15 protein-coding genes and 1 pseudogene are annotated in these 14813 nt (G+C 63.2%); 8 read left to right on the forward strand and 8 right to left on the reverse strand.

The window, feature by feature from the left end; translation table 11 throughout:
* Positions 1-17: 17 nt before the first annotated feature.
* The 3 genes and pseudogenes from RI444_RS04185 to RI444_RS04195 all read right to left on the reverse strand — a co-directional run bounded on the left by RI444_RS04185 (position 18) and on the right by RI444_RS04195 (position 1690).
* A pseudogene (locus RI444_RS04185) lies at positions 18-748 on the reverse strand (DUF72 domain-containing protein).
* A gap of 63 nt (positions 749-811) precedes the next feature.
* On the reverse strand, positions 812-1054 hold the full coding sequence (locus RI444_RS04190) for a hypothetical protein (protein WP_021473747.1): 243 nt from the start codon (positions 1052-1054) through the stop codon (positions 812-814).
* Between the two features lie 177 nt (positions 1055-1231).
* A complete protein-coding gene (locus RI444_RS04195) occupies positions 1232-1690 on the reverse strand; it encodes a MarR family winged helix-turn-helix transcriptional regulator (protein WP_021473746.1) in 459 nt (152 codons plus the stop codon).
* Between the two features lie 567 nt (positions 1691-2257).
* Here RI444_RS04195 and RI444_RS04200 point away from each other — a divergent pair.
* The 6 genes from RI444_RS04200 (at position 2258) to RI444_RS04225 (ending at position 7041) form a co-directional block, all read left to right on the forward strand.
* Positions 2258-3076 carry a hypothetical protein gene (locus RI444_RS04200; protein ID WP_242703143.1) on the forward strand — a complete coding sequence of 273 codons (819 nt, stop codon included), beginning with the start codon at positions 2258-2260 and terminating at the stop codon, positions 3074-3076.
* A 153-nt stretch (positions 3077-3229) separates the two neighbouring features.
* Positions 3230-3622, forward strand: coding sequence for a hypothetical protein (locus tag RI444_RS04205; protein ID WP_207605079.1), 393 nt, complete (start codon positions 3230-3232; stop codon positions 3620-3622).
* A 333-nt stretch (positions 3623-3955) separates the two neighbouring features.
* Positions 3956-4447 (forward strand): DUF805 domain-containing protein, encoded by a 492-nt coding sequence (locus tag RI444_RS04210; protein WP_062095315.1) that lies wholly within the window; start codon positions 3956-3958, stop codon positions 4445-4447.
* A gap of 144 nt (positions 4448-4591) precedes the next feature.
* Positions 4592-5806: an L-2-hydroxyglutarate oxidase gene (gene lhgO / locus RI444_RS04215; protein ID WP_207605078.1), complete on the forward strand. Its 1215-nt coding sequence runs from the start codon at positions 4592-4594 to the stop codon at positions 5804-5806.
* A 124-nt stretch (positions 5807-5930) separates the two neighbouring features.
* On the forward strand, positions 5931-6233 hold the full coding sequence (locus RI444_RS04220; RefSeq protein WP_021473741.1) for a DUF4193 domain-containing protein: 303 nt from the start codon (positions 5931-5933) through the stop codon (positions 6231-6233).
* Between the two features lie 259 nt (positions 6234-6492).
* Positions 6493-7041, forward strand: a complete 549-nt coding sequence (locus RI444_RS04225; protein ID WP_062095320.1) for a hypothetical protein — start codon at positions 6493-6495, stop codon at positions 7039-7041.
* A 135-nt stretch (positions 7042-7176) separates the two neighbouring features.
* Here the strand turns inward: RI444_RS04225 and RI444_RS04230 are convergent, their stop codons facing one another.
* From RI444_RS04230 to RI444_RS04245, 4 genes are all read right to left on the reverse strand, one after another.
* A complete protein-coding gene (locus RI444_RS04230; RefSeq protein ID WP_207605077.1) occupies positions 7177-8715 on the reverse strand; it encodes an APC family permease in 1539 nt (512 codons plus the stop codon).
* Positions 8716-8727: 12 nt separating this feature from the next.
* On the reverse strand, positions 8728-9753 hold the full coding sequence (locus RI444_RS04235) for an agmatine/peptidylarginine deiminase (RefSeq protein WP_207605076.1): 1026 nt from the start codon (positions 9751-9753) through the stop codon (positions 8728-8730).
* Positions 9750-10763, reverse strand: a complete 1014-nt coding sequence (locus RI444_RS04240) for a nitrilase-related carbon-nitrogen hydrolase (RefSeq protein WP_207605075.1) — start codon at positions 10761-10763, stop codon at positions 9750-9752. Before RI444_RS04240 ends, RI444_RS04235 begins: the two co-directional genes overlap by 4 nt.
* Positions 10764-10884: 121 nt before the next feature.
* Entirely contained in the window at positions 10885-11466 is a 582-nt protein-coding gene (locus RI444_RS04245; protein WP_021473735.1) for a helix-turn-helix domain-containing protein, read from the reverse strand.
* 136 nt (positions 11467-11602) lie between these two features.
* Here RI444_RS04245 and RI444_RS04250 point away from each other — a divergent pair, with 136 nt between their 5' ends.
* Both RI444_RS04250 and RI444_RS04255 read left to right on the forward strand, forming a co-directional pair.
* The gene (locus RI444_RS04250; protein WP_207605074.1) at positions 11603-12598 is read left to right on the forward strand and encodes an NAD(P)/FAD-dependent oxidoreductase; all 996 of its coding nucleotides are present in this window, start codon (positions 11603-11605) and stop codon (positions 12596-12598) included.
* A gap of 46 nt (positions 12599-12644) precedes the next feature.
* Entirely contained in the window at positions 12645-13622 is a 978-nt protein-coding gene (locus RI444_RS04255) for an NAD-dependent epimerase/dehydratase family protein (protein WP_207605073.1), read from the forward strand.
* 25 nt (positions 13623-13647) lie between these two features.
* Here the strand turns inward: RI444_RS04255 and RI444_RS04260 are convergent, their stop codons facing one another.
* Positions 13648-14667 carry a LacI family DNA-binding transcriptional regulator gene (locus RI444_RS04260; RefSeq protein WP_021473732.1) on the reverse strand — a complete coding sequence of 340 codons (1020 nt, stop codon included), beginning with the start codon at positions 14665-14667 and terminating at the stop codon, positions 13648-13650.
* Between the last annotated feature and the right edge of the window lie 146 nt (positions 14668-14813).

The following is a 14813-nucleotide window of genomic DNA, read 5'->3' on the forward strand; positions in this document are numbered from 1 at the left end:
GCTTGCGGGGTTGCTGCTCAGTTGACGCCCAGCAGCCCCCGCAACGTGTCAGCGTTCCGCACGGCGTTGCCGCCGCCGTCGTTGTTGAAGTACGCGAACACATCCTTGCCGTCACCGCTCCACTCTCGGATGCGGTCCGCCCACCACCGCATGTCCTCCTCCGTGTAGGAACCGCCGTAAAGGTGCTCCTGGTCCGGACCGTGGAGCCTGACATACACAAAAGGCGCGGTGGAGCGCAGGATGCAAGGCAAGTTGGCGCCGCTCATGACGCAGTAGGCTGCTTGGTGGCGCTCAAGGATGGCGTAGACGTCCGGGTGGTCCCAGCTGTCATGGCGGAACTCCACTGAAACCCGGATCCACTCGGGGACGGCGGCCAGGAAATAGTCCAGGCGGGCGTCGTCGCGGGCGAAATCGGGCGGTAACTGGGCCAGGAGGACTGCCCTTTTGTCGCCGAGCTCGTGCCAGCAGCGCGTGATGCGCTCAAGCCACACCTCCGGGCGTAGAGCTTCTTGCCATGCGTCAGCCCGCGGGGAGCTTTCACGGACATCGCGAACCCGGGCGGAAGCCTCTCACGCCACCCCGCGAAGGTAGCGTCCCGGGGCCAGCGGTAAAAGCTCGCGTTCAGCTCAACCGTGGAGAAGCGTGCAACGTAGGCGTCCAGCCGTTTCGCCGTGGGCAGGCCGGGAGGGTAGAGCACGTCCTTCCAATGGTCGTAGCTCCAGCCCGAAGTGCCAATGTGGATGCCCATGATTGGATGCTAGTGCTTCCGGCAGCACAGTGCCGGGACCCGCTGGCGGAACGTTGCAGGGAGTCAGTGCCTGGCGCCGGACCTGGCCATCAGTGCCTGGAGATCCTCCGCCACCTTGAGCTGGCGGGCGGTGCGCGTCGGTGCGGATCCGTGCTCCACGCGGCCCGGCTTCGCCGCCTTGCCGCGGGGCTGGTTGGTGCGGGCCTGGGCGTCCCTTCGGAAGGGAACGTCGCGTCGCGGATCATGTACAGGCGCGTCGACGGTGACGGTGCCCTGCAGGGGGTCGTGGAAGAGTGGCAGATTCATGGGTCCATTCCGGGAAGTCCAGGCCGCATGGGGCAGCCTCAAAGCGCTCGACAGGATATGAAACTTGATCCTTGCATAACCGCATCCGCCATGTTGTGGACAGATGTCTAGCAGCTTGTCCTTTGATTGTGCAGATGACCATGACGTGCAGGGCGTAATGCCCGCCTGCGTCGTCGATCAGCCCCAGAGTGCCTTCCGGAGAAGCTGCTTCAGGTGGACAACCTCGTCGTCGCACAGGCGTGCTAATTGCTGCTGCTCGCACACATCCAGTTCAGCGCGGATCTTGTTGTGGATGCGCCGTCCTTCCTGCGTGGAGACGATGGCCCGGGAACGCCTGTTCCGTTGGCCGGGGACCCGCTCAACAAGGCCCCTGTGTTCGAGGTCGTCCACCAGCCCGGCCACCTGGTTGAGGTCAAGGTCCAGGAACTCCGCAATTTCGCGCTGGGTGGCTTCGAGGCCGCTGCAAGCCAGCGTCAGTACGGAGAAGGACCGTTCCCGCAGCCTGAAGTCGCTGAGGATGCGCTTATTCAGGGCTGACCCGGCCGCGTGCAGCTTTCCAAGCAGCAAGCCCACGTCATTGCCGATTTCCGCGGCCGCCAGGCGCGGCGTGACAACATCGGCGATAAGCGGACCCATGACAACTCCAAAACTAGAAACAACCGCGACCGCTACATTTTTCAACCAGATGCGACGCCCCCATGACCAGGACAAGCATCTCATGACGCGGTGCGTCGCGATCACGACGGGTTGGTTTGGGTCCTCCCTTGACGCTCCCACAGGTATCAAATTGAGAGTGCCCTCATCCTGAAGCTGTTCAGCCCGGGCCGAAGGTCTCTGGCCCGGAAGGGTCCATGGTGGGAAGCTTTCCGAATCCTGCCCAGCCGGGGCGGGCCGACTTTTGATGCCGCGCAATGTGCCGTGGAGCCGCTCTGCGAGGAGAGGGAAGCAATGGTTGCTGACAGGAAGCTCGTACTTCGGTTGATGGCTATGCTTTCCGCGGCAGTGGCACTAGTCCTTGGGGGATGCATGCAAGGGGGCACGCTCTCCTCACCGACCCAGTCGCTGTCGACCACACCGGCCGGGTCGAGCAGTCCGGCCTGTGACCTGATCACACCCGACATCGCTGTGAAAGTCGATCCTGGTCTGGCTCAAATGGGGCAGGGTGGCAAACCTGCCGGGAGCCCGGCTTATCTATGCAGCTACATGAGTAAAGCGAACAAGGGCCGGACACTCAGCGTCTCGTTGACCTCGCCTGCGTCGGCGGCGGAGATCGTGGAAGCGAAACAGACACCTGACTGCTCAACTGTGGCGGGAATCGGTGACTTCGCCTGCATGCAGTGGACCGGCTGGTTTCGCGGTGAGCCTGGAGGGGCATCGGCAAACACGGTGCTCAAAGCAGTGCGGGGTAACGAGTCCCTGGACCTGCGCATTGTCGACATGCCACCCATCTCGCCGGAATTCCCGGTTCCGGACGGGGAGGCGACGGCTCGCGCACTTGCCCAGGCGCTTGTCGACGGCGGGTGGGGCAATGGCAGTGAACTTCGTGTTCCGCCTGCGCCAAGTGTTGGTCCGCAGACTTCCACGACCAGCGCCGTATGCGCCCTGGTCGGTGCCGATGCCTTGGGGAATGCGTTCGGTGCCACAACCCAGGCCGCGGTGTTCCCGGGTGAGGGCAACTGCCGGTACCTCTTTGGTGCGCTGAGCACACCTGGTCCGGATTCGCTGATATTCTCCATCGAACTTCATCAGGGAGGGGCGTCCCTGCTATCCCGTCAGGTTCCCGATGGCCAAAGCATCGAGGGCGTTGGTGACCAAGCGGTCCTCATCATCCGGTCAGAACCAGGCGGACCGAAATCCCTCAGGCCCGGGAGCGATGCGCCGGTCAGCGTGATGTCCCTCATGGTCGCCCGTGGTCAGAGCATGGCCATCTTCACCGCAGAGATCCTGATTTCCCCCAATGGGACCGCCGAAAAGGAGGTCAAGGAACAGTTCGTTACCTTGGTCAAGAGCATCGACTTCTGAATCAGCCCGTTACTTCTTCCCTTGGCGTGTACAGGAGGTCTTCGCCTGCGTGTGGCCTTATTCAAGAGACGTCGCGCCACAGCAAAGGGCTAACGCCTCTACGGGGCTCACATGCGCTGGTGCACTCTGGAGTCAGCAGCCGAGGAGGTACGGGTGACGAGCGGGAGAAGTGGACACGTCGGGCCGGGAGCTTCCCCGGGCAGCCCGGCGCCGAGCGAGGCTGCAAACAGGGCTTACCGGCGGGCATGGTGGTCGCTGGCTCTGTATCCGGTGACCTTCGCTGCCGCCTTCGTCATCGGCGAAGGCATCTTCACAGCTCTCGCCAACGACGCGGTTGCCACAGAACTCCAGCAAAGGCTGGCAGCCGTCATTCCGGCCCTCCTTGTTTTTTCAATCCCCGGAATCCTCTCGGTGATCCAAGGGCGGAAAGCCGTGAGGCTCGGGCGCAAAGAAGGAAGTGTGCCGGCCATGATCGGGGCCGGAATTGCTGTGGGATTCGTCCTGCTGAATGTTGCCGCGTATCTTTTCGGCCAGCCAGCCGCGTAGATCCCGGCGAGGGAGGCCCGCACATTTGGGTATTGCCCACAGCAGTACCCATGAAGACCTTGGCTCCGAATATGCGGGATTCTTGCCATGGTGCCAGGGACGCTTGCCTGTCGGGGTGCCGCCGCGCCATCTCGGGGCTCGGAGACCACCTCCACCAGGCCTGTCAGCGTATAACCCGAGTGCATAGCAATTTCCGGAAACACCCGGTAATCAGTCAAATCCCCGTTAACTTTTTTCAACCGGCAGTGCTTATTGGTCAAAAGGCAACTAGCATAAGCAACGTCTCATGCCACTGAGCGCAGTCGACTCAACTAATAAGCGGGGGATCTACCAATGAGTTACCAACCACAACCACAAACGCAGCCCTATGCCGCGCAAGCCGGAGAACCGCCGCTTTGGGCACCGTATTACGGGGCGCCCATCGGTGCGGCTGTTAAGCGCTTCTTCAAGAAATACACTGTCTTTACGGGCCGCGCGAGCCGCAGCGAATACTGGTGGTGGGCACTGATCGCTGCAGTGGTCAACTTCGTGCTGCAGCTGCTGACCACGATTCTGGGAGCGACCGGAGCCACCATGGCCGCCGACGGAACAGCTGTTCCTGGCCCGGGAGCGATCATCGGCTTCATCCTGTGGGGTATTTGGGGGCTTGCCACCATCATCCCGTCCATCGCCTTGGGGGTACGCCGCCTCCACGACGCCAACTTCAGCGGTTGGCTCCTGCTCCTGGTCCTGGTTCCCTTCCTCGGTGCCTTGGCCATCCTGGTATTCACGCTGCTGCCTTCCAACCCGGCGGGCCAGCGTTTCGACGTTCCCGGCAGCGTCTAGCTACAAAGTGCAGGGAGAGGGGCGGGCCATTACGGGCCGCCCCTCTTTCGCGTCTCGAGTCTTTCGCGTTTCAAGCCCCGGCCCGCAGCGCCTCGTGGCATGCTGTGCACAGATACCGGCAAGGCCCCACCAACGAGGAGTGTCATGGCCCATTTCCCGGCAAGCAACATCAAGCGTTGTGCCGTCATAGGCGGCGGCATCATCGGCGTCGCAGTGGCGCGGGAACTGGCCATGAAGCTTGACGCCCACATCACTGTTTATGAGAAGGAAGACCGGCTCGCAGCACACCAGACCGGGCATAACTCGGGGGTGGTCCACGCGGGCCTTTACTACGAGCCCGGTGGGCTGAAAGCCACCCTCTGCCGCAGGGGCGTGGAACTGCTCCGGGACTTCTGCGCCACCAAGAACCTGCCTTACGAAGCATGTGGGAAGCTCGTCATCGCCCAGACCGCGGAGGAATCGCAACGGCTCGGGGCCATCTTTGCCCGGGCTACCGCCAACAAGGTTCCGGGCGTACGGATGCTGACAGGTGAGCAGATCGCCGGGGTGGAGCCGAACGCCGTCGGGCTTTCTGCCGTGCACTCACCGGAAACGGCGATCGTGGACTACCGCGCAATCACGAACGCGCTCGCCGACGACGTACGGGCGGCGGGTGGTGATATCCGCCTTGGACAGGAAGTCACCTCGATCGAGCAGCGGGGGAGCGGTGCGGTGGTCCGGACCAAGTCAGGGGCGGACCATTACGACCTGGTGGTGGCCTGCGCCGGTCTCCAGTCGGACCGGCTGGCGGCGGCTACGGGCGAAGGCCGGTCGCCCAGGATCGTGCCGTTCTTCGGCCAGTACTTCCTGCTCGGCGAGGAAGCCCGGCACAAGGTCAAAGGCCTCATCTACCCGGTACCGGATCCGAAACACCCTTTCCTTGGCGTGCATCTGACCAAGCGCATTGACGGAGAAATGATGTTGGGCCCCAATGCTTTCATTTCCTTCGGCAGGGAATCGTATTCCTGGAAACACGTCGACGTGAGGGATGTGCTCAATTTCGCACTCTTCCCCGGCTTCTGGAATTTTGCCCGGCAGAACATTCCTTCCGCGGTCCGTGAATTCCAGACGGTGGTCAGCCGCAGGAAGTTCGTCAAGGAGGCAGTGCGCTTTGTGCCTTCCTTGGAAGGCGCGTCGGTGCGGACCGGAACCCGCGGTGTGCGGGCCCAAGCGATGAACAGCGATGGCTCGCTGGTGGACGACTTCGTGATTGCCCGGCGACGGGACATCGTCCTGGTGCGGAATGCCCCCTCGCCCGGGGCAACCTCGTCCATGGCCATTGCCGAGTACATCGTGCAGCAGGCGCTGCAGGGGCATTGATGCAGGCCGGATAAACACGGCAATGTCGTGTTCGGCACACTATTCGGATATTCCTTGGGCTTTGGCCTAAACTGCTGCACTGAGGTGCCGGAATGGCACTGTGCAGCAACGAAAGCGAACCCTCATGGCTACTGATTACGACGCCCCGCGCAAGACTGAAGAAGAGTCTCCCGGCGAATCGCTTGAGGCCCTTCAGGCGTCCCGTGGGACCAGCGCCCAGACTGCAGTGATCGACCTCGATGAGAACGACACTGCCGAAGGTATTGACCTTCCGGGCGCCGATCTTTCCAGTGAAGAGCTGACCGTTGTAGTAGTTCCGGAGCAATCCGACGAGTTTACGTGCGGCTCTTGTTTCCTGGTCCGTCACCGGTCCCAGATTGCCTTGGAAAAGAACGGCTTGAAGTACTGCAAGGATTGCGAAGGCTGACCCCGGGGACCAGCCAACGAGCCCCGTCACGCCCTTCCGGCGGACGGGGTTTTTTTGTTTGTGATCCACGGTTACGAATTTGCCGCCGGTGGCCTTCAATACGGTGCCAAAGGGACACGCGGCACGGTGCAGAATGACGTTTCCGTGACCGACCCGGGCTTCCTCTAACGGTTGAATGCCGATGCGGAAACAACCCGCTCAAAAGCCCGCCGCAACTTCTACGCTTGAGGTATCCAACCCGCCTTTAAGGAGGCAAAAAATGAGGAAAATCGGGGCCGGGTTTGCTGCCGCAATAATGGCGGCGGGGCTCGGCCTGGCAGGGCCGGGGGTGGCCTCGGCGGCATCACCGTACTGTGGAATTATGTGGGGTTCCCTGGCCAAGGCCGACCCCGACATGAGTTCCGCACATGTCACCAACGTGCGGACAGGGCAGCAGGCCTGCTACGACAGGTTGGTGATCGACCTGACCGGCAAGGTGGCCGGCTACTCAGTGCAGTACGTCCCCGTGGTGATCCAGGACGGTTCCGGGTTCCAGATCCCGACCCTTGGCGGTGCCGACCTCCAGATCACGGTAACCGCGCCTTCCTATGACCGGAACGGCCAGTCGACCTACTCGCCGGCGGCCAAGGCGGAACTGTCCAATGTGTCCGGTTACCAAACCTTCCGGCAGGTGGTCTATGCGGGCAGCTTCGAGGGCTACACGAGCATCGGACTGGGTGTCCGTGCCCGGCTTCCATTCAGGGTGTTTACTTTGGACGGGCCCGACGGCGGTTCGCGCCTGGTGGTGGACGTGGCGCACCACTGGTAACCTCGCCGAAAACCAACCCCCGTCCAAAACCAACCCCCCGCCCAAAACGCGGGAAAGCTGCGGGTTCGCAGGGAAGTTTCCCAACGAACCAGCAGCTTTCCGGCGAACGGAGCGAGCCGAACTTGGGGGACCTACCTACTCCGGGACCACCAGGGCGGGAGTGTCCTTGCGGATGGTCTCCCCGCGGAAGAACCCTGGACGTACGCGGGACATGATCAGCATGACCACCGCTCCCGAAGCCAGGATGCCGACGCCCAGAATGAACACGAGTCCTACACCGAAGATTTCCGAACCGCTGCCGAACTCCGGGGCCCAGCTGTCTACTGCGGTCTGGATGAACACCACGAACAGGCCCACGCCACCCAGCAGCGGGCATACGAGGCGCAGGAAGAAGTTCCGTGCGCTGCTGAAAACGCTGTGGCGGAAGTACCACACACACGCGATAGCGGTCAGTCCGTAGTAGAAGCAGATCATCAGGCCCAGCGCCAGGATGGTGTCGTTGAGTACGTTCTCGCTGATCACGTGCATTACCGCGTAGAAGCCCGCGGACAGGATGCCGGCAGCGATGGTGGCGTAGCCCGGCGTCGAGAACTTCCTGCTCAGGTGCGTGAAGCGCTCCGGCAGTGCGCCGTAGTGGCCCATGGCCAGGAGGCTGCGCGAAGGTGATGTGAAGGTGGACTGGAGTGACGCTGCAGAACTGGACAGGACTGCCAGGGACATCAGGATCGCGAACGGTCCCATCACCGGCGAGGCCAGGGCCGTGAAGACGTTGGCGTGGTTTTCCTCGTTGTTCAAGCCGATTCCGGTGTCCCCGACGCCGGCGAACATCATGGTGGCGATGGTCACCAGCAGGTAGATGCCCAGCACCACCACTGCTGTCAGGGTTCCTGCTGCGCCCGCGGTCTTCTTTCCGTTGGCGGTTTCCTCGTTGACGGTGAGGCACACATCCCAGCCCCAGTAAACAAAGATGGAGAGGGAGATGCCTGCTGCGATCTGGCCGAACGTCTCAATCTTGGTGACGTCGAACCAGTCCCAGCTGAACGGGATGGCGGTAGGGGAGGTTGACCAGTTCGCGAAGGCCATCCCAACGAAGAGGCCAAGGGCCAGCAACTGGAAGCCCACCAGTCCGTACTGGACGATCTTGGTGGTGTGCAGGCCACGGTAGCTGACCCACACGGCCAGCGCTACGAACACGAGGCACGTGCGCACATTGAGCAGCTTGTTCGACGCGAGGTCGGCAATCTCCGGGTTTCCCGCCAACTGGGACAAGAACAGGTAGAAGAAGTCCACGGCCACACCCGCGAGGTTGGACAGCACAATAATGTTGGCCGCGAGCAGCCCCCAGCCGCCCATCCAGCCCACCCATGGGCCGAATGCCTTGGTGACCCAGGTGAACGTGGTCCCGCTGTCCGGAGAGTCTGCGTTGAGCTCCCTGTAGGCGAGTGATACCAGGATCATCGGGATGAACCCGATGAGGAAGATGGCGGGAAGCTGCAGGCCGACTGTGCTGATGGTGGGGCCCAGGGCCCCGGTCAACGTGTAGGCGGGTGCAATGGTGGAGATGCCAAGAACGACGACGGCGAGGAGCCCCAACTGCCCCGTCTTCAGTCCCTTGCCGCTGATGCTGTGCGACGTTGCAGCGTCGGTTGCGCCGCTGTGGATTGTCTGGCTCATGAAAGGCCCTTTCTAGATGGCCGAAGGCTGTTGCTGCGTAATGCAGTGGATGCCGCCGCCCCGGGCGAAGAGCTCCCGCGCGTCAACACTGACCACGCGGCGGCCGGGGTAGGCATCAGAGAGGATGCGGAGTGCTTTCTCGTCCATGGGGTCATTGAAGCTGCAGGCGATGACCCCGCCGTTGACCACGAGGTGGTTGATGTAGCTGTAGTCCACGTAACCCTCGTCGTCGGTCAGTGTTTCCGGTGCCGGAACTTCAATGATGTTCCATTCCCGGCCGGCTGCGTCATGGGTGGTGCGCAGCAAATCGATGATCTGCCGGGAGACTTCATAGTCAGGGTGGGCCGGGTTCTGCTGTGAATGGACCAACAACGTTCCCGGGCTTGGGATGGCGGCAACGATGTCCACGTGGCCGCGGGTGCCGAACTTCTCCGAGTCGCGGGTGAGGCCGCGGGGAAGCCACACCACGTGGGTTGCGCCGATGGTACGCGCCAGCTCCGTTTCGATGTCCGCCTTGGTCAGGCCCGGGTTGCGGCCCTGATCCAATTGGACGGTCTCGGTCACCAGGACCGTTCCCTCGCCGTCGACCTGGATGCCGCCGCCCTCGTTCACGATGCCCGAGGGAACACGCTGTACGTTGGCACGGCTGGCTACGTAGTCGGCGATCAGGGAGTCCTTGTCCCACGCAGCCCAGTCCTGGCCGCCCCAACCGTTGAAGATCCAATCCACGGCACCCAACTGCCTGTTGGCGTCGAGCACGAAGGACGGGCCGATGTCCCGCATCCAGGCATCGTTCAGTTCCGCGGTCAGTACCTCGACGCGAGGGTCCAGGTAGCGCGCGGCTGTTTCGACGTCGTCGGGCGCTACCACCATGGTGACCGGTTCGAACTCGAGGATGGCGTTCGCCACCGCGGCCCATGTTGACCGGGCAGCGTGTGCTTCTTCCTCCGTCCCGCCCAACGTGTACCCGCCGGTGGGGAACGCCATCCAGACCCGGTCCTGCGGGGCGGTCTCGGAGGGCATGCGCCAGGTGCTCATGCGGGAACTGCCTGGGGTTGGGCGCCGAGCGGAGCGTCGTGGTTGACGGGTTCGGTCAAGCGGCCGTAGGTTTCCGGGCGTCGGGTGGCCAGGAACGGGAAGAGCGTGAGCCAGTCCTTGCGCTGGTCGAGGTCAAGATCGGCAACGAGCACGGCGGATTCATCCCGCGGCGCCTGCACCAGAATGCGCCCGTAGGGATCGGAGATGAAGGACGAACCGTAGAAGTTCAGGGTGCCTTCGCTGCCGTGACGGTTGGGGGCGACCATGAACAGGCCGTTGGCGATGCCGTTGCCCACGATGACCTGCTGCCACAGGGGCTGGGTGTCGAAGTCCGGGTGGTCCGGTTCTGAGCCGATGGCCGTGGGGTAGACCAGGATTTCGGCGCCGCCCAGCGAATACAGGCGTGCGAGTTCCGGGAACCATTCATCCCAGCACGTGGGCATGCCCAGGCGTGCTCCACCGAGTTCGGCCGGAGCATGGACGGCGTACGCGTCATCGCCGTCAGGGCCCTTCCGGAAGAACTTGTCCTCGTAGTAGCCGGCCGTCACCGGGATGTGCAGCTTGTGCGTGCGGGCCACGAGTTCCCCGGCGGGGGAGACCAGAATGGCGGTGTTCAAGCCCAGGCCGTCGTCGGTGCCGTCCGGGTTTTCGGCGCGCTGGTACAGGGAAGCATGAACGGAGACCCCGAGCTTACGGGCTGCCTCTGCTGCGAAGGTGAACGTGGGGCCGGTGAGCAGGTCCTCGGCGATGTCGGACGGGCGGACCCCTGCGGCCGGATTGTTGGCCGGGCGGGTATCTGCCGGGTAGCGGGACAGGGTCAGCTCCGGCAGGAAGACGACTGCGGCTCCCAGCTTGGCTGCGCGTTCGATGCCCTCGTTCAATTCGGCGCGCAGGACGGCTTCGTCCGCGTGCCAACGGTGCTGGACGACGCCCACCCGCAGGGGAGTGCGGGTGGAGGGCTCGGTGCGCGCCAAGGAAGTCGGGGCTTCGAGGCGGGTAATTTCAATCATGATGGCATGTTCTCCGGTGAGACGACTGTCACTAAATGAATAGCGTTCATTTAGTATGGCGGCAGACGTCCCGGAGCGCAAGGGTTTAAATGAACCCCGTTCTTTTATGACCGGCGCGGAGTCAGCGCTTCGGCTTGGCCCTCAAGTGGATGCGCTCGCCTTGCTGTCCGAACAGGGTCAGGAGTTCCACCGGCTGGCTGGTGGCGCTTGCGAACCAATGCGGCGTGCGGGTGTCGAATTCCGCGGCCTCGCCGGCTTTGAGGACGAAGTCGTTCTCTCCGAGGATCAATCGGAGTTTCCCGTTGAGGATGTACATCCAGTCGTATCCCTCGTGGGACTGCGGATTGGGCACCTCGTTTCCGCTGGCGCCGGGGAGGATCATCTTGAATGCCTGGATCCCGCCTGGCCGTCGAGTCAGCGGCAGGGCGGTACCCCATTCGTGAACATGCGGCTTGAGGTGTACGCGCGGATCGCCGGTCTCCGGGGCATCAATGAGTTCCTCAAGCGGGACTTGGTGGAGCCTGGCGAGGGGAAGGAGTAATTCCAGCGTGGGTTTCCGTTGGCCCGACTCGAGGCGGGAGAGCGTACTCACCGAAATGCCGGTTGCCTCCGAGGCCTCCGCTAGCGTGACGTTGCGCTGGGTGCGCAGGGCCCTGAGGCGGGGTCCCACTGAGCCGAGGAGCTTGCTGAAATCCGGGTCCATGAACAGTAGTTTGCCATTGCAGCAAAGTTTCTTGCCAGTCAGGGGGTGGTCTCGAAACCATTGGTAAAGAGTGTCTGAGCCCGAGGATCTCCACAACAAGTCGAAGACCGGGGCCTGCAGTGGAAGGGGCGGAAGCGTGGAAGAGCAATACGACGTCGTTGTGATCGGGGGCGGCGCGGCAGGGCTGAGCGCCGCTGTCACTCTGGGGCGGGCCCTTCGCTCGGTCCTCGTCATTGACGCCGGGGAGCCGCGAAATGCAACGGCGGCCGGAGTCCATGGATTCCTCTCGCGTGACGGCATGAATCCGAAGGAATTGTTGGCCGTTGGCCGTGATGAGGTACGAAAATACGGCGGTGATGTGGTTGGCGGGACGGCCGTGGCGGCGCGTTCGACGGCGGAGCCCGGCGCAGGAGCGGAACCCGCCTTCGCGGTGGAGCTGGCGGATGGGCGGCGTGTGGCAGCCAGGCGCTTGCTGGTGGCCACAGGGTTGAGCGATGTGCTCCCGGACATCGGGGCCATCCATGAACGCTGGGGCCGGGATGTCCTCCATTGCCCGTATTGCCATGGCTGGGAAGTCCGGAACACGAAGATAGGCATCCTGGGCACGGGGCCGATGTCCATTCACCAGGCCCTGCTGTTCCGGCAGTGGAGCCCAAACATCACACTGTTCCTCAACCACGTCCTGAAGCCGAGCGATGAAGAGTGGGAGCAGTTCGCCGCCCGCTCCATCTCGGTGGTCGAGGGAAAAGTGAAGTCCCTGGTGGTCCGGGATGATGTCCTGACCGGCGTGGTCCTCGAATCCGGCAAGGAATTTCCGGTGGATGCGGCTGTTGTTGCTCCGCGGTTGGAAGCCCGGAGCGCCGTCCTCGAATCGTTGGGCATCAGGTCAGTCCGGCATCCAAGCGGCATTGGTCACTATGTGGAGTCGAACGGACCCGCCGGAGCAGCAGAAGTCCCGGGGGTTTGGGTGGCCGGAAACATCACGGATCCCACCGGGCAGGTCATGGCATCGGCCGCCGCAGGAAACATGGCCGGCGCCGTGATCAACGCGGACCTCATGATGGCTGAAACCAGGGCAGCCACGGAATCCCGGCGACTCCAGGCGGCAGGGTCTCCCGCAGCCGGGCGCTGAGCGGATAGCGTGGGTCAAAACCCGTCCAAGGCCAAAGGGGTACTCCATGAAGATCGTCGTCATAGGCGGCAGCGGGCACATCGGCAGCTTCCTCGTTCCACGGCTGGTGCGCGCGGGCCATAAGGTCACCAACGTCAGCCGCGGACACCGAAAGCCCTATGTCGACGTGCCCGAGTGGAAGGATGTGCGCCATGTGGCCGCGGACCGCGAGCAGGAGGACCGGTCAGGCACCTTCGGTGACCTGGTGGCGGGACTGAACGCCGACGTCGTCATTGACCTGGTCTGTTTCACGCTGGAGTCCGCTGTTGGGCTGGTTGAAAAGCTGCGCGGTGCAACAGGTCATCTGCTGCACTGCGGTTCCATCTGGCGGTATGGTCCCAGTCGCAAAGTGCCCATTCCCGAGGATGCTGACTTGCCACCCGTTGGCGAATACGGGATCCGGAAGGACGCGATAGCACGGATGCTGAAGGCGGAGACGGCCGGCGGCGGCCTGGCAGCCACTTCCCTGCACCCGGGGCACATCGTGGGTCCGGGTTGGCAACCGATCGGGCCGTTGGGGAACCTGGATCCGGAGGTTTGGTACACACTCTCGGCCGGTCACGCCTTGAAGGTCCCCGACGGCGGCACGGCACTCATGCACCACGTTCACGCCGACGACCTTGCGCAGGCATTCCAGAAAGCCGTGGAACATCGCGAGGCAGCTGCGGGGGAGGACTTCAACATTGTTGCTCCCTCGGCCCTCAGTGCCCGGGGGTTCGCCGGGATTGCTGCGGGTTGGTTCGGCCGCGAGGCCAATCTCGAATCCATCACGTGGGACGAGTTCCGGGCATCGGACACGGAAGGGCATGCGGAAACAAGCTGGCAGCACCTGTACCGCAACCACTGTTTTTCCATCCGCAAGGCCGAGTCACTCATCGGTTATGCACCGATGTATGAACCGGAGGAGGCCATCTTCGAGTCCGTGCAGTGGCTGATCGACAACGAACAACTGCGGGTGGCGGGACCGTTGCAGGCGGGCAAATAGCAGCCCGCGTGGTGCCGTAGCGGGCTTACCGGGTGCGGACGGGGGACGTTGTCCCGCGCAGCACCAATGTTGGCTCAATCAGGGTCTGCTCCGGCTTGAGTTCGGGGCCCTCCAGACGGTCCAGGAGCCTTCGTGCAGCGCTGGTGCCCACCACATCGCTCCGGTTGTCGATGGATGTCAGATCGAGGAAGCGGGATTTGGCCAAAGGCGAGTTGTCATAACCGATCACGGAGACATCATGCGGCACCGATAAACCGCGGGCCTTCAAGGCGGCAAAGGCACCCAGGGCCATGGTGTCGTTGGCGGCAAAGATCGCCGTGGTGTCCGGGTGGCGGTCCAGCAGCCGGCACGTTGAGGCGTAGCCGTCTTCTTCCGAGGTTCCACTCGATTCCGCAATCAGGACCTCGACGCCGGTGGTCTCCATAGCGCGGCGGTAACCGGCCCGCCGGTGGTCGGAGGCGCCGTCGGACCCTGAGAGGTGGCCTATGCGCGTGTGGCCCAGCCCGAGCAGGTGTTCGGCGGCCATGGCGCCGCCGCCATCGTCGTCATTGGTGATGAGGTCTGCTCCGGAGGGAACGCCCTTGCGCCAACCCGCGACGACGGTGGGCACCCAGGTACGTGCCAGCATCGAATCGCTGGGCTCGGCCGCGATGACCAGCGCGTCCACGTGCATGGCCAGGAGGCCATCGGTCGCTTCCTTGATCCTGTTCTCGCCCGGCCGCGAATCGGCCACGGTGACTTGGTAGCCGAGGTCCGAAAGTACCGACTCCATGCCGCGGAGGAGATCCACGAACCAGAGATTGCGGTAGTCGTCGATGAGCAGTCCGACGCTCTTGGTCCGATTGCTCGCCAAGGTGGTGGCCGCGCGGCTGGGCCTGTAGCCGAGGTGGTTGATGGCGGCGTGGACGGCGTCGCGGCGCTTTGCACTGACCCTTTCAGGGTCCTTGAGGAAGAGTGAAACCAACGACGGCGAGACGCCGGCTTCGGTGGCGACGTCGTAGAGGGTGGGGCGTCGGGTCTGGGGACTGTTCACGGGTTCAGGCATGCCTTTCGGGTCTGCTATCGAGGATAGTCGGCACATCATTGACAGGACATATGGACATGGTTACGATCAATGCCAGTGCAAAAATTGTAGCGCTACAAAATGCCGTCACGTGCCCCACGAAGCGGCGAAATTTCGAAGGAGAAATC

Origin of the sequence: Paenarthrobacter sp. AT5, from assembly GCF_032764245.1 — a bacterium.
Lineage (GTDB): Bacteria > Actinomycetota > Actinomycetes > Actinomycetales > Micrococcaceae > Arthrobacter > Arthrobacter ureafaciens.

What these genes read in the sequence shown, in the direction of transcription:
- RI444_RS04190 (WP_021473747.1), bottom strand. Translation starts at nt 1,054, where the DNA reads ATGAATCTGCCACTCTTCCACGACCCCCTGCAGGGCACCGTCACCGTC.
- RI444_RS04195 (WP_021473746.1), bottom strand. Translation starts at nt 1,690, where the DNA reads ATGGGTCCGCTTATCGCCGATGTTGTCACGCCGCGCCTGGCGGCCGCG.
- RI444_RS04200 (WP_242703143.1), top strand. Translation starts at nt 2,258, where the DNA reads ATGAGTAAAGCGAACAAGGGCCGGACACTCAGCGTCTCGTTGACCTCG.
- RI444_RS04210 (WP_062095315.1), top strand. Translation starts at nt 3,956, where the DNA reads ATGAGTTACCAACCACAACCACAAACGCAGCCCTATGCCGCGCAAGCC.
- lhgO (WP_207605078.1), top strand. Translation starts at nt 4,592, where the DNA reads ATGGCCCATTTCCCGGCAAGCAACATCAAGCGTTGTGCCGTCATAGGC.
- RI444_RS04220 (WP_021473741.1), top strand. Translation starts at nt 5,931, where the DNA reads ATGGCTACTGATTACGACGCCCCGCGCAAGACTGAAGAAGAGTCTCCC.
- RI444_RS04225 (WP_062095320.1), top strand. Translation starts at nt 6,493, where the DNA reads ATGAGGAAAATCGGGGCCGGGTTTGCTGCCGCAATAATGGCGGCGGGG.
- RI444_RS04230 (WP_207605077.1), bottom strand. Translation starts at nt 8,715, where the DNA reads ATGAGCCAGACAATCCACAGCGGCGCAACCGACGCTGCAACGTCGCAC.
- RI444_RS04235 (WP_207605076.1), bottom strand. Translation starts at nt 9,753, where the DNA reads ATGAGCACCTGGCGCATGCCCTCCGAGACCGCCCCGCAGGACCGGGTC.
- RI444_RS04240 (WP_207605075.1), bottom strand. Translation starts at nt 10,763, where the DNA reads ATGATTGAAATTACCCGCCTCGAAGCCCCGACTTCCTTGGCGCGCACC.
- RI444_RS04245 (WP_021473735.1), bottom strand. Translation starts at nt 11,466, where the DNA reads ATGGACCCGGATTTCAGCAAGCTCCTCGGCTCAGTGGGACCCCGCCTC.
- RI444_RS04255 (WP_207605073.1), top strand. Translation starts at nt 12,645, where the DNA reads ATGAAGATCGTCGTCATAGGCGGCAGCGGGCACATCGGCAGCTTCCTC.
- RI444_RS04260 (WP_021473732.1), bottom strand. Translation starts at nt 14,667, where the DNA reads ATGCCTGAACCCGTGAACAGTCCCCAGACCCGACGCCCCACCCTCTAC.